Origin of the sequence: Pseudanabaena cinerea FACHB-1277 (assembly GCF_014696345.1) — a bacterium.
Lineage (GTDB): Bacteria > Cyanobacteriota > Cyanobacteriia > Pseudanabaenales > Pseudanabaenaceae > Pseudanabaena > Pseudanabaena cinerea.
Genome location: NZ_JACJPY010000102.1, coordinates 1 through 13,184 on the forward strand (window position 1 = coordinate 1; position 13,184 = coordinate 13,184).

General features: G+C 42.3%; 12 protein-coding genes and 2 pseudogenes. 11 read left to right on the top strand and 3 right to left on the bottom strand.

Features of this window, described 5'->3' with window-relative positions; all coding sequences use genetic code 11:
• Positions 1-165: 165 nt before the first annotated feature.
• Positions 166-1,191, bottom strand: coding sequence for a hypothetical protein (locus H6F44_RS20065; RefSeq protein ID WP_206754480.1), 1,026 nt, complete (start codon positions 1,189-1,191; stop codon positions 166-168).
• 199 nt (positions 1,192-1,390) lie between these two features.
• On the opposite strand from H6F44_RS20065, the gene pruA reads away from it, so the two are divergent.
• The 7 genes and pseudogenes from pruA (at position 1,391) to H6F44_RS20095 (ending at position 8,244) form a co-directional block, all read left to right on the top strand.
• The gene (pruA, locus tag H6F44_RS20070) at positions 1,391-4,423 is read left to right on the top strand and encodes an L-glutamate gamma-semialdehyde dehydrogenase (protein ID WP_190352869.1); all 3,033 of its coding nucleotides are present in this window, start codon (positions 1,391-1,393) and stop codon (positions 4,421-4,423) included.
• 73 nt (positions 4,424-4,496) lie between these two features.
• A complete protein-coding gene (locus H6F44_RS20075; RefSeq protein ID WP_190352870.1) occupies positions 4,497-4,682 on the top strand; it encodes a hypothetical protein in 186 nt (61 codons plus the stop codon).
• A gap of 15 nt (positions 4,683-4,697) precedes the next feature.
• Positions 4,698-5,093 (top strand): type II toxin-antitoxin system VapC family toxin, encoded by a 396-nt coding sequence (locus H6F44_RS20080; protein WP_190352871.1) that lies wholly within the window; start codon positions 4,698-4,700, stop codon positions 5,091-5,093.
• Positions 5,089-5,333 (top strand): annotated as a pseudogene (locus H6F44_RS24145) (hypothetical protein); the annotation flags it as partial. The gene H6F44_RS20080 and the pseudogene H6F44_RS24145, both read left to right, overlap by 5 nt.
• 222 nt (positions 5,334-5,555) lie before the next feature.
• Positions 5,556-6,239, top strand: a complete 684-nt coding sequence (locus H6F44_RS20085) for an HNH endonuclease (RefSeq protein WP_199302207.1) — start codon at positions 5,556-5,558, stop codon at positions 6,237-6,239.
• A gap of 64 nt (positions 6,240-6,303) precedes the next feature.
• Entirely contained in the window at positions 6,304-6,696 is a 393-nt protein-coding gene (locus tag H6F44_RS23650) for an ISAzo13-like element transposase-related protein (RefSeq protein ID WP_190352872.1), read from the top strand.
• Between the two features lie 195 nt (positions 6,697-6,891).
• Positions 6,892-8,244 (top strand): FAD-dependent oxidoreductase, encoded by a 1,353-nt coding sequence (locus tag H6F44_RS20095; RefSeq protein ID WP_190352873.1) that lies wholly within the window; start codon positions 6,892-6,894, stop codon positions 8,242-8,244.
• A 60-nt stretch (positions 8,245-8,304) separates the two neighbouring features.
• On the opposite strand, the gene H6F44_RS20100 is transcribed toward H6F44_RS20095, so the two are convergent.
• Positions 8,305-9,189: a tetratricopeptide repeat protein gene (locus H6F44_RS20100; RefSeq protein ID WP_190352874.1), complete on the bottom strand. Its 885-nt coding sequence runs from the start codon at positions 9,187-9,189 to the stop codon at positions 8,305-8,307.
• A gap of 325 nt (positions 9,190-9,514) precedes the next feature.
• Here H6F44_RS20100 and H6F44_RS20105 point away from each other — a divergent pair, with 325 nt between their 5' ends.
• The 4 genes from H6F44_RS20105 to H6F44_RS20120 all read left to right on the top strand — a co-directional run bounded on the left by H6F44_RS20105 (position 9,515) and on the right by H6F44_RS20120 (position 12,409).
• On the top strand, positions 9,515-10,762 hold the full coding sequence (locus H6F44_RS20105; RefSeq protein ID WP_190352878.1) for a 4-hydroxy-3-methylbut-2-enyl diphosphate reductase: 1,248 nt from the start codon (positions 9,515-9,517) through the stop codon (positions 10,760-10,762).
• A gap of 129 nt (positions 10,763-10,891) precedes the next feature.
• On the top strand, positions 10,892-11,110 hold the full coding sequence (locus tag H6F44_RS20110) for a hypothetical protein (RefSeq protein WP_190352879.1): 219 nt from the start codon (positions 10,892-10,894) through the stop codon (positions 11,108-11,110).
• 122 nt (positions 11,111-11,232) lie between these two features.
• Positions 11,233-11,571 carry an NINE protein gene (locus tag H6F44_RS20115; protein ID WP_190352875.1) on the top strand — a complete coding sequence of 113 codons (339 nt, stop codon included), beginning with the start codon at positions 11,233-11,235 and terminating at the stop codon, positions 11,569-11,571.
• 127 nt (positions 11,572-11,698) lie between these two features.
• Positions 11,699-12,409, top strand: a complete 711-nt coding sequence (locus H6F44_RS20120; protein WP_190352876.1) for a helix-hairpin-helix domain-containing protein — start codon at positions 11,699-11,701, stop codon at positions 12,407-12,409.
• 607 nt (positions 12,410-13,016) lie between these two features.
• Here H6F44_RS20120 and H6F44_RS23310 read toward each other — a convergent pair.
• Positions 13,017-13,184: pseudogene (locus tag H6F44_RS23310) on the bottom strand (IS4 family transposase); the annotation flags it as partial.

Consider the following 13,184-nt stretch of genomic DNA (forward strand, 5'->3'; position numbering starts at 1 on the left):
TCGAAGTGGGACTTTCTTGGGCACAGTTGTTTTCTATTCAATATGTCTTCTGACTGACTCCATATATACCTTTCGTATCCTCACTTGGCGGAACCACTGCCGTATTACTAGATAACGCTTTTAAGGGTTATTCTGTTTGGGCTGGTTTTTGTTTTTATTCCATTCTTAGACCTTTAAACGATTTTTAGGAATAAATTTGGCTATGCCTGCTAAGCGATCGCGCCATGTGACACAATCACGAATTTCTTCGGGGAGTAGGCTTGCCATATGGCGCAATTGGGAATTGGAAAGAGGCGATCGCCCACAAAAGAAAGGATGGCGAGGTTGCTGACTACAATAGCCAAAGAAAATTGCGGAGCGCCCAAATTGGGTGGGTGGCTTACCCCGATGGTAGTATTTGGCGGTATCCACAAAAATTACTGTTCCTGCCTTGCCAATGCAGCTTCTATGCCAATTTTTTGATAGAAGTTCGGGCTGATGTGCTGAGATGACATTTTGGACTTCATGGTGATAAACAGACCTATATTTACGTAATCTTTTGGAACGTAATTGTTTGACTAAAACCTGATTAGTTGGTGGCGTTACACATTCAAAAGGTCCACCATGCTCATTCACATCATTGATGTACACCCCAATTTTGATCATTTGCCAGTCTTCTTTATCAATATGCCATTTGCGCGGTCCCGACTCCTGAGCGTCGGCGGGGCTGTAATAGTAAGAAAGCCCGTCATAGGCAACAGGTAACTTGAGATAGCCTTCCACAATTTTTAATAATTTTGGCGCTGCCCCCCACAAAAATAGTTCAGGATGACGCATGATCTGTTCGGCATTGGCAGTGAGTGTGTGCTTGCCTGTGTAAAGTGGTTGACTCGATTGCTGCCTTAGCTCCTGCGACAATGACTGTGCAGCTTGAAAAAAGCGATCGCTGGCGGGAATCGCTAACTGATCGAGGGTGGTGATTGATAGTCCTTGCTGTTCAAGCTCCTGAACTATTTTGGCTTCGTCAGGTAGTAAAGTCGGCAAAGAAACATAATAATCCCTAAGAAATTTCTGATAGCGCGGATAAAGAATTTTCTGCTCCACTATTTCTAAATTACTAACGAACAAAGCAAGATCTGATGGCAGACTAATTGTCCTTTGTAAAAGCTTATCGATGGTTTGATAAGCCTTCGAGATGACCATTGGATACATTTATTGAATCCTACAACCGTTTTTTGTCATGATTTGCTTACAATTTGATTAAGAATATCAACAATGGCGATCGCTGATAATCTTTAGACAGCCTGAATTGAAGACGTTACAGCCCCTAATTTCGTGGGGCAAGCCATAAATAGGCATTGGATGGTTACTAGTTATACTGTTTGATTGCAAGCATTATAGGTGAAAAGTTATGGCTAGCCAAACTCAGCGAGTAAACACAGGTTTTGATAGCTCTTTAGATGTCTCTAAATATGAGGCAAAGACGCAGGAAATAGCAAGAAAGATTCTAAGCGGCAGTGATAAAAGTTCGCTTTGGGCAAAACTATCGCAACTTAAAGATGATTTGCGCCTTGATGACAAGCTGATGGCTTGGACGATGGAAAATGAAGGCTTGCGAGTGCAATTATTTAGATTGATCGATTGCTTGCCCGCATTGCAAAGCAAAGCCGAGATTGCGCGGCATATGCAAGAATATCTCGCCAGTGATGCCGTTGAAGTTCCTGCTTTACGCGCCTTGTTAAACTTCAGTACCGACAACCCTAACTCGATTACAGCGATCGCTGCTGCAACTACGCTCTCAACTGCCGTGGGAACTCTAGCTAAACGTTATATCTGCGGTGAAAACTTATCAGAGGCGGCAAAATCCATTGAGAAACTCAGACGCGATCGCTTTGCCTTTACGATGGATCTGCTCGGTGAGGCAGTGATTAGTGAAGTTGAGGCTGGCGAATATCTGAATCGCTACATTGCGATGATGGAGGATTTGTCGGGTAAGGCGAAGGCTTGGGGCTTAATCGATCAGATTGATAAGGCAGATGGTGAAGAACTCAAGCGGGTTCAAGTTTCTGTGAAATTGAGTGCTTTCTATTCTCAATTCGATCCTCTCGATCCCGTAAAAACCACAGAAAAAGTCAGCGAACCAGCCAGAATTTTATTGCGTAAAGCTCAGATTTTAGGCTGTGGCATCCATTTTGATATGGAACAGTATGAGTTCAAATCGCTCACCTTGCAGATTCTCAAGCAAGTCTTAATGGAACCAGAATTCCGCGATCGCACCGATGTAGGAATTACGCTGCAAGGCTATTTGCGCGACAGTGAGCAGGATTTGCGTGATTTAGTGGAATGGGCAAAATTGCGCGGTAAGCCTGTGACGGTGCGCCTAGTTAAGGGAGCCTATTGGGATCGGGAAACAATTCGCTCCTATCAACAGGGTTGGGCTTTGCCAGTATTTTCTGACAAAGTTTCCACCGATGCCAATTACGAGCGCTTAATTCAGATTCTCTTAGAAAATCATCAATATCTCTATGCGGCGATTGGTAGCCATAATGCGAGGTCTTTAGCCAAAGCGATCGCCATTGTCCAAACCCTAAATATCCCCAGTCGTGCCTTTGAAACTCAATGTCTCTACGGCATGGGTGACAAGTTTGCTAAGGCGATCGCGGATATGGGTTATCGGGTGCGCGTTTATTGTCCCTTTGGCGACCTCATCCCAGGGATGTCTTATCTGATTCGCCGTCTATTGGAAAATACCGCTAATAGTTCCTTCTTAAGAATTAGTGGTGAAGGTGTTGATGTCAGCAAATTAATTGCTGCGCCTGTGATGACGGAACGGGATGCAAATTACAATGGCTCACCTGCGCTGAATATTTTTGATGGATTTGTCAATTCTAGCGATCGCGACTATGCGATTAATGATAAGAGGGAAACTGCCCAAACTGCTCTACAACAGGTTCGCCGCCAACTTGGTAAAACCTATTTGCCGATCATCAATGGTCAAGCTGTGCAAACCGATAACTATGTGGAATCGGTCAACCCTGCGAACTCTTCGCAAGTCGTCGGCAAAATCGGTCTAGCCAGCATTGAACAAGCGGAAGCCGCCGTTCAAGTTGCCAAAAATGCCTTTGCATCATGGAAGAAACTCAGCGCTAAGGAACGGGGTGATATTCTTCGCAAAGCTGCCGATATCATGGAAGAGAAGCGCGAAGAATTAGTTGCATGGATTTGTTGGGAAGTTGCCAAACCGATACGCGAAGGTGATGGCGAAGTTTCCGAAGCGATCGATTTCTGCCGCTACTATGCTAAGGAAATGGAACGTCTCGAATCGGGTGTACAGCGAAATCTCCCTGGGGAAGATAATACCTACATCTATCAACCTCGCGGCGTGGTTGTGGTGATTTCGCCTTGGAACTTTCCCTTTGCGATCGCTTTGGGCATGAGCGTAGGTGCGATCGCCGCAGGAAATACCGTCATCCTTAAACCCGCCGAACAGTCCTCCGTAATTGGCGCAAAGATCGCTGAAGTTCTCCAAGCCGCAGGCTTACCCACAGGCGTATTTACCTACCTTCCCGCCAAAGGTTCCACCGTTGGTTCCCATTTGGTCAAACATCCCGATGTACATCTGATCGCCTTCACAGGTTCGCAACAAGTCGGCTGTCAAATCGTCACTGAAGCTTCCATTTTGCGACCTAAGCAGAAGCACATGAAGCGTGTGATTGCGGAAATGGGTGGCAAAAATGGCATCATCATTGATGAAAGCGCCGACCTCGATCAAGCGGTAGTGGGCGTAATGAATTCCGCCTTCGGTTTCGCTGGACAGAAATGTTCTGCTTGTTCCAGAGCGATCGTCCTCGCACCCGTTTATGATAACTTCCTAGAGCGTCTGGTGGAAGCCACGCGATCGCTAAAAGTGGGCGAAGCCCATCTCCCTGACACTAAGTTCAGCGCTGTAATCGATGGAGCCGCCCAGCAGAATATTCTCAATTATATCGCCAAGGGCAAAGAAACCGCCAAACTTGCCTTTGAAGGAGAAGTTCCCAATCACGGGTTCTATGTGCCACCGACCATCTTTAGCGATGTCGATCCTGACAGTGCGATCGCCCAAGAGGAAATCTTTGGTCCTGTACTGGCGGTAATCAAGGCACAGAGCTTTGATGAGGCATTAGCGATCGCTAATGGTACTGACTTCGCTCTCACTGGCGGCTTATATTCGCGCACACCTTCCCATATCGAACGCGCCTATCGCGAGTTTGAAGTGGGCAATCTCTACATCAATCGCGGCATCACAGGCGCATTGGTAGATCGCCATCCCTTCGGTGGTTTCAAGCTAAGCGGGATTGGTTCTAAAGCTGGCGGACGCGATTATCTATTGCAGTTCTTAGAGCCGAGGTCTATCACCGAAAATACTCAGCGTCAAGGCTTTGCACCTCTTGATGGGATTGAGTAAGTAAATCTAAAGGGAGTTGATGCTAAAATATTATTCTAGCATTAACTCCCTTTAGATTTAGTAGGTAACTACGATGAGTCAATACCTTTTACTTCGCATTCAATCTCTACAAGAAGAACTTGAAAACCTAAAAAAGCTAGTTGATCAAAATCCCCGCAAGAAAACCCATATTAAAGGCTTATGGAAGGGGCTTGAGATAAATGAGAACGACTTTGTTTCTGCTAAAAAAGCAATTTTCAAGAATATTTCTGAGTGGTAAATTTAGGATTATCAAATGGATAGTTATGTCGTAGATACCCATGTGATCGCTTGGTTTATTGCTGAAGATAAACGGCTATCTCCTCTAGCATTAAGTATTCTCAATCAAGCTCAGGATGGGGAAGTCCAGATTCTAATTCCAATTCTGGTTTTGGCAGAATTGACTCATATTGCAGAAAAAGGTAAGGTGAAAGTCTCGATTGAGGAGATTTTACAACGAATTAAATTGGGAGATGGGTTTACAGTTGTAGCTTTTGATTTTCCCATTTTTCAAGCAATGCTTACTTTGCCTAAAGAGTGGGATATTCATGATCGTATTATTGGCGCAACATCTAGCTATTACCAAACAACGCTGATCACAAGAGATGAGATGTTGAGGGCTTCGACAAAAATACAAACTCTTTGGGATTGACCGCCATCTCTTCGGCGGTTTCAAGCTAAGTGGTATCGGTTCCAAGGCTGGCGGACGCGATTATTGCAGTTTTCATATGAGTACGGGCAAAAACATTGGTCTGAAATACATACAAAGTTCAGACTTTAGCTGTACGGGTTCAACTGAAAACTGCAATATCTATTGCAGTTCCTAGAGCCAAGGTCAATCACCGAAAACACTCAGCGTCAAGGCTTTGCGCCTCTTGATGGGATTGAGTAAGTAAATATCAAATGGGAGGGCAGTTTTCCCCCCTTTGATATTTGTTCTTTAGTGGTTATACTTAATTTTACGAAATATATGTAAATACTCTACTACTTATATGCCATATCCCTTATATTCCCAAATAAGAGATCCACTACTAAGCTTGATATATTTATATATTTCCGTGGCGGCTCGGTTAAATGTTCAGATACTTATGGGCCATTAGCCGACTATTTTCAATTGACTGCACAGGAAAGACAAATACTGCGTACATCTAAAGGAAATGAAAGGACACGCCAATGGAATAATATGGTGTGCTATGCTAGAAATGACCTTCTCTTAAACTTTGGTTATATTTCTCCTAATTCCCCAAGAGGCATTTGGCAATTATCAAGTTCAGGCATTACTGCTGCTCAAAAGATTTCGGTCAATTATAAAGAATTACAAAATGGTTTAAATACAAATAGGTCAAAACAGGTAATAGTTGAACCTAAATCACCTGATCAACTTCAACCTAGTTCTTCATCAGAGCCTGCTCAAAATACCTTTTCTGTAACTGAAGGTAGAGAAAAGCTAGCTATTCACATTGAGCGTGAACGTAATCCTAAAATTATTAAGCAGAAGAAAAAAAGGATTTTAAGTGAAACAGGGAAATTAAGTTGTGAGGTATGTAAATTTGATTTTGTAAGTTTTTATGGTGATTTGGGAAAAGGGTTCTGTGAGGTTCATCATAAAAATCCTCTAGCTAAAGTTGACAACGAGACTCAAACAAGTTTGGAAGACTTGGCTATTGTATGTGCTAACTGTCATAGAATGATTCATCACAGTCAATGCATTCAACCTACTATGATGAGTATTGAGCAGATTAAAAGTTTAAGACAAAAGCAGCTTCAGCAATGCATTGAGAATTATGAATCAACTTAACAATACAGAGCCTTAATTTTTCTATTAAAGAATAATCTAGTAAGGAATAAAAAATAAATAACTTGTGCAAATTAGGATAAGCTCAGATAAAGAGAGGCAAGGAATAATTTTGGGTTACTACAGCGAAGAACTTGAGACAGAGATGCTGAAATTTTACAGTTCAGTGCGCGAGAAAGATCAACGCAGGTATGCAGCTATTGAAGCAAAAAAGCTAGGGCATGGAGGTATAAAGTACATATCAGAGCTATTTGGGTGTCATCGAAATACAATTACAGAAGGGAAAAACGAAATAGAAAAAACTTCTACCAAAACTGGCTTGAATGTAGTTGTCAATCTTATGGATAAGGTCTATGCCAAGGGTAGAGAAGTCGCTGATGGCTCTAAGGAAAATCTACCGATCATTTTTGATGGTTATCTTCCTAAATGGAATTATAGAGCCATTCCTCAAAATAACTGAAATGCACAAGTTATTTAATTTTTATTCCTAAGCAATATGCTGACGATGAATGCGAAGACTATGGGCAGCTTTTCACTTCTCTTTCCCGCTTTTGTCCCAATGCTTTTTTCGATGAAAAAAATCTCCACCTTTGAAGTTGTTTTAATTTCTTAAAGTATGATCAACTATTACAATCGCCGCCATCTACTAAAACTGATGTCACTTGCAATCGGTGGTGGCATTCTCGCCTGCGCCAACCCAAAAGCATTATCGAAGGAGCATCAAGATCGAATATTAGTCATTGGTGCTGGTATAGCTGGCTTGGCAGCAGCAAGGGCGCTGGCGGAGCAGGGAATTAGGACAACTATTTTAGAAGGGCGATCGCGCATTGGCGGCAGGATACATACCGATCGCTCCTTAAATAATATTCCACTAGATCTTGGCGCATCATGGATTCACGGAATTGAGGACAACCCTATCTATGAATTAGCGAAATCGACAAATATAAGAACTCTGAAAACAGCCTATACAGAAATACAGCTTTATGGCAATGGCAAATTTCTGTCAGATCAAGAAAAAGAAGCAATTGATCAACAATTAGCCAAGGTTTTACGCGCCACGGAAAAAGCTAGAGAGCAGAGAACTAATCAAGATCAAGCAGATATTTCATTGAAACTTGCTTTAGAACAGGTAATAAATAGTAAAAATCCACAGTTCTCTAGTCAACAATTACAGGAATTGAACTACGCCATAAACACTGCGATCGAACATGAATTTGCTGCTGATGCGGGTGATCTTTCGCTATATCACTGGGATCATAGCAATGCAGTAAAGGGAGAAGATGTGTTATTTCCCGATGGTTATGAGCAAATTATTAATTTAATTGCAAAAGGCTTGGATATCAAGCTTAATCAAATCGTCAAAAATATTACATATAACAACCAAGAAGTTATAGTTACCACCAACCAAGGCAGTTTTGCGGCAGATAAAGCAATTATTACTTTGCCTTTAGGCGTGCTGAAACAGGGAAATCTAGAGTTTGTACCTAGCCTGCCCGATCGCAAAATAAAAGCTATTCAAAGTTTGGGTATGGGGACTTTGAATAAGGTTTATCTGCAATTTCCCAACGTATTTTGGGATCAAGAAGCACATTTGCTAGGATCGATCTCAGACAACAAAGGCGAATGGGCAGAATGGTTAAATATTTACTTTTATACCCATCAGCCTATTTTGTTGGGATTTAATGCTGGCAGCTATGGCAGAGCGATCGAATCTTTGTCAGATCAAGGGATTGTGGCAGGGGCAATGCAAACCCTTCAGCAAATGTACGGCTCCCAAATCCCTAAACCTACTGGTTATCTTGTCACCCGATGGCAACAAGACCCTTTTAGCTATGGCTCCTATTCCTATATGGCAACTGGCTCCACCCCAAATGATCGGCAAGCACTAGCAGAATCTGTGAATAATCGCTTGTTTTTTGCAGGTGAGGCTACTTCCCAAAACTACCCATCAACAGTACATGGGGCTTTCCTTTCAGGTGTTGAAGTTGCTCAGAAGGTTATGGCGTAAATTAGATCAGACTAGACCTACCCCCCATGCTGAACAACAATACAATCAAGCCCCACAATTCTATGGCTTTGGTGTGGCAGTTGGTTGGCTGTTTGGTTGGCTGTTTGGTTGGCTATTTGGTTGGGCGGGAGTTGTAAAGGGTTGTTTGCTAGGGTTGATTGTGGACAGACGCTTAACTTCATCTTTGACGTTGGCAGGTGCAAGCTCAATACTCTTTTCAAATAGCTTTTTAGCCTCTTCATCCTTGCCCTGCACCTGCCTTAGCTGAGCCTTGCCAACATAGGGGCGAAAGTCTTTAGCATCTTCTTTGATCATTTGGTCATAGGTGGCGATCGCGTCATCAAGACGATTTTCACGGCGATACACTTCACCTAAGATCCAACGCACAGAAGCTGTTTCTACGGTATTTGCTTGGATTTTATTGGCAGTTTCTGCGGTTTTCAATGTATCTTGCAACAAGCCGATCGCAGCTTCAGGGCGATTATTTGATAGCTCGATCCCCACCAGACTTTCAAGGGCAGGCAAGAAGCCTGGTTTAGTGGCTAAAATTTTGCGATATTCCTCAGTGGCACTTTTAATGTCCTTTAGCTCAATAAGTGTCCTTGCTAGTACCATGCGGTATTGGGGTTGATCAGGATAAGTATCTGCAAGTACTCGGAGTGGTTCAATGGTTCCTTTCGTATCACCAATCTGGTTACGCAATTCCACAATCCCTGTCAAGGCAGTTTGGTTTTTAGGATCACTTTTGAGTACTGCCTCAAATCCCTCAATTTGGTTTTTGATCCGTTCCTGCTCCGATGCATTTTGGGTTGGACTAGTGGCTGGTGTCGAAGATGAGGTAAACAGACCGCCAATCAATGGAGCGATCGAGATGCCCAGAAATGAAAGTGTTACTACGATCAACACACCATTAATAATCCATTGTCTTGCTGTACGTTGTGCCACGATATTTATCCTAAAAGATCACCAAGATTTTCGGGGACTAGGCATATACAGGCCTAGGCTCATCATCATACCGCAATTGCTGAGCAAACGAACCACAAGAAAAAATTTGAAAGTGTTGCGATGTAATGCTTTCAAATTCTTCCTTGATTTGGTTTTTAGCGCAAAGTGGGGGCATACAGAATTTTTTCCCTGAGAATTTCTAAGATACAGGGCATTACGTTTTTCACAGAGCGATCAAGCCGTTATAATAATTTCAGCACAATTACTGAGGAAGTCTTAACCCGTGGATAATACCGATCTTATGCAAATTGATACAGCAGTTAATATGGCGGCGAATATACAGCCTGAGCCTTATCTAGATACGCAGGCGATCCGTAGAAGTTTGCAAAAGTCGCCCAACTATTTTCGTCAGGGCTTTGGGCATGGTGAAGAGGCAGAAACCACGATGCGATCGCAATATCACAGCGACTTAATTCAAACGATTCGCGAACATGATTATGTCTATACAGAGGGCGATGTCACTATTTATTTGGCAAAATCTTTTGGGTTTTGCTGGGGAGTAGAGAGGGCAGTGGCAATGGCCTATGAAACCCGCACCCAATTTCCTACCGACAAGATCTGGATTACCAATGAAATCATTCATAATCCTTCGGTCAATGCCAAACTCAAGGAAATGGAAGTGCAATTTGTACCCGTTAAGGAAGATGGCACAAAGGATTTCTCAGGAGTGAATACTGGCGATGTGGTGATTTTGCCTGCTTTTGGTGCGAGTATTCAAGAAACGCAGTTGCTCGATCGCCTCGGCAGCAAAATTGTTGATACCACCTGTCCTTGGGTATCAAAGGTTTGGAACCGAGTGGAGAAGCATAAGAAATCAGATTTCACTTCAATTGTGCATGGTAAATACAACCATGAGGAGACGGTGGCAACTAGTTCCTATGCTAAGCGCTATCTGGTGGTACTGAATCTAGAAGAGGCGGAGTATGTGGCTAATTACATTCTTAACTCTGGTGAGTCTCCTAAAGAGAGTCTACGCCAAGAATTTCTCACCAAGTTCCAAAAGGCAACGTCTCCCAATTTTGATCCTGACCGCGACCTCGTTAGGCTGGGGGTAGCCAATCAAACTACGATGCTCAAAGGCGAAACGGAAGCGATCGGCAAGCTGTTTGAAAAAACGATGATGCAGAAGTATGGTGTGGAAAATGTTAATGACCATTTCATGGCCTTTAATACAATCTGCGATGCTACCCAAGAGCGTCAGGATGCCATGTTTGAAATTGTGGAAGCTGACCTAGATCTAATGATTGTGATTGGTGGTTACAATTCTTCCAATACAACCCATTTACAGGAAATTGCGATCGCTCGCAATCTCCCCTCCTTTCACATTGACAATGTGGAGCGCATCCTTTCTGCCAATGTCATCGAGCATAAGCCCCTAGGCAAAGCGATCGCCCAGTCCGAAAATTGGCTACCCTCTGGCAAGGTCAAAATCGGCATTACCTCTGGAGCTTCCACCCCCGATCGCGTAGTTGAAGATGTCATCAACAAAATCTTTGCCCTAAAATCTATTTAAACGAAGGACTCACCACAAAAGTTTTGAATGCTTAACAAAACTCTCAAAACTTTTGTTAACTCACTCAATCGCTCAATGGCGGAGTTATAAACCTGAAATTAGCAAGATCTAGCAATCATGGGCAAAACAATGATATCAGACCTTAAATATCTGGCGGTGAACTCCATCACCAAAAAAGTCAAGTTTCTGCCCTATGCTCTAGTCGGGATTGCCATATTTACATTGAACGGGAGTTCTGACATTAACCCTTATCTCCAAGTTTATGTAACTCTGCTTGAAGCCCAGCTAGGCGTAGTTTTAGTATACTTTTTGACCAAGAAACTAGGCAGCCTCCATAAAGACAAATAAATCAATCCAAACTGATATTTTATTGATAAACTTAACAGGCATAGGCAACTTTAATCTGCTGCTTATGCCAACTAATCTCACCGATTCTTGTTAAACCACAATAAGGGACTAAGGAACCGATCATGAAAAACAAAGGAGCTGCTATACTTTTATGCTTCTTTCTTGGAGGTTTTGGTGCACATAAATTTTACTTAGGTCAAATTGGGCTGGGGGTGCTTTACCTACTGTTCTGCTGGACATTAATTCCTGGAATAGTTGCCTTTTTTGAATTCTTCATGCTTATTTTTACTCCCGATGATGAGTTTAATCGTAGATTTAATAGAGGTTCACAGTCTCAATCCTACACTTCTGCCAAGGATTCAACATCAGCACTTTCTGATCTTAAACAGCTTTATGACAGTGGTGTAATCACGGCTGAAGAGTATGAGGAAAAACGCAAAAAGTTACTTAAAAATCTTTAGTAATATTGGGGCTTACAGAGCTAATCCATTTCCCTGCATATGTTTGTAGAGCTTATGTAGGGGGATGCTGATGAGGTTGCTCAAGGTTAGAAGCTAATAGTCAATAATAATATCGGTTAACAAAAGTATGCCTCAACCCTCTTGGTTTGATCAAACGCCCGCATGGGTTTGGTGGTCTTGTTTTCCAGTCCTAGGTGGTGGTGCGATCGCTTACGCAGGTTCAAAAACAGGCTCTACAGCTTGGATTGTTGCTGGTGCTTGTTTTGTTGCCGCCGCAATTATCTTTCCGTCCGTCCCAGTTATTTCTAATTTGTTTGGTTTTGTGTGGGTTGCTCAGATAACTACTGCCTTTGTCTTAAAACGTGAATATTTAGCCAAGACTTATCCTACAGACTTACCTTTACCTGAAGATACCAAACTATTTACGGCGATCGCTGCCCATCGTCCCAAGGTCGATATCAATAGCTGCTCTAAAAATGACTTGGTCAATATTTTAGGATTACCAATTGTTTATGCAAACGATTTAGATTCTCTGCGTTCAGAGGGATACATTTTCACCAATCTCGAAGAATTACACGACATCCTTGGCATTCCTAATCTCACTCTCAAAAGAATCGAATCATTAGTAGTTTTCAGCTATGACTATCGACAGGAATCTGGCTACTCATGGAAGCGTCTTAATTTGATGAGTGCCGACGAGCTAGAAGGTTTAGGTTTGGAGTCAAGTGTCGCAAAAGCGATCGCTGCCGAACGACAAAGCCACGGAGAGTTTAAATCACTAATGGATATAAAAAAGCGCACAGGTATCCCTTTCAGTGCCTATCGACACCTAACTTAAAGTGAGTTTTCTGATAATATTGGTTTACTGGCACAAAGAAATCAGTTTTTTGTCTTATATCTAGGATAAAAAAGTAGTAGTTTTTATTCTAGATATTAAGACAAAGCTCCCGCTTCAGAGTACCAGTTTGTTAATTGTTAAGGAGTTTTGTTGTGAAAGTTATAGGCATTATTGTAAACATATTTTTCCCTGGCATTGGCACTTTGATTGTTGGCAAAGTGGGACAGGGAATTGCTCAAATCTTGCTATTCGTCTTTGGGGTCATTCTAAATTTCACTGTAATACTTTCAATTATTGGTATTCCTCTATGTTTTGGCATATGGGTTTGGGGAATAGTTAGTGCTGCTACATCCCACCCAACAAATGATCGGTACAGAGAATAAACTGACCGCTACCTGATCGGCTAACAAAGTTGTTTGAAACCCTTGTCGGACAATATGTTTGCCCTACAAGCTTAAAATCCCTGTAGCGCCGACATCCTGCCAACTTTAGGGAGAAGTTTGTTAGTCAATCAGGTGCAAATCGCTTATGTATAAAACCAGAAGTGTTGAATCAGACATGAGGTTATCCCAAAAGTGGACACACTACTCCTGCAAAAAGCGTGATTTCAGCTTAATATCACTATCTTCCTAAACCAATGTACATAACTGATATTCTCACTCATGAATGCTTGTAAATACCTCAGTTTATCTAACATCTTACAGCCAAACTCTTTTGGTATCTCTACTAGCTCTAATAAAACATACGCTATTAAGCAAGTGTAGATTTGGATCGT

What these genes read in the sequence shown, in the direction of transcription:
- H6F44_RS20080 (WP_190352871.1), top strand. Translation starts at nt 4,698, where the DNA reads ATGGATAGTTATGTCGTAGATACCCATGTGATCGCTTGGTTTATTGCT.
- H6F44_RS20065 (WP_206754480.1), bottom strand. Translation starts at nt 1,191, where the DNA reads ATGTATCCAATGGTCATCTCGAAGGCTTATCAAACCATCGATAAGCTT.
- H6F44_RS20095 (WP_190352873.1), top strand. Translation starts at nt 6,892, where the DNA reads ATGTCACTTGCAATCGGTGGTGGCATTCTCGCCTGCGCCAACCCAAAA.
- H6F44_RS20075 (WP_190352870.1), top strand. Translation starts at nt 4,497, where the DNA reads ATGAGTCAATACCTTTTACTTCGCATTCAATCTCTACAAGAAGAACTT.
- H6F44_RS20110 (WP_190352879.1), top strand. Translation starts at nt 10,892, where the DNA reads ATGATATCAGACCTTAAATATCTGGCGGTGAACTCCATCACCAAAAAA.
- H6F44_RS20115 (WP_190352875.1), top strand. Translation starts at nt 11,233, where the DNA reads ATGAAAAACAAAGGAGCTGCTATACTTTTATGCTTCTTTCTTGGAGGT.
- H6F44_RS20120 (WP_190352876.1), top strand. Translation starts at nt 11,699, where the DNA reads ATGCCTCAACCCTCTTGGTTTGATCAAACGCCCGCATGGGTTTGGTGG.
- H6F44_RS20105 (WP_190352878.1), top strand. Translation starts at nt 9,515, where the DNA reads ATGGCGGCGAATATACAGCCTGAGCCTTATCTAGATACGCAGGCGATC.
- pruA (WP_190352869.1), top strand. Translation starts at nt 1,391, where the DNA reads ATGGCTAGCCAAACTCAGCGAGTAAACACAGGTTTTGATAGCTCTTTA.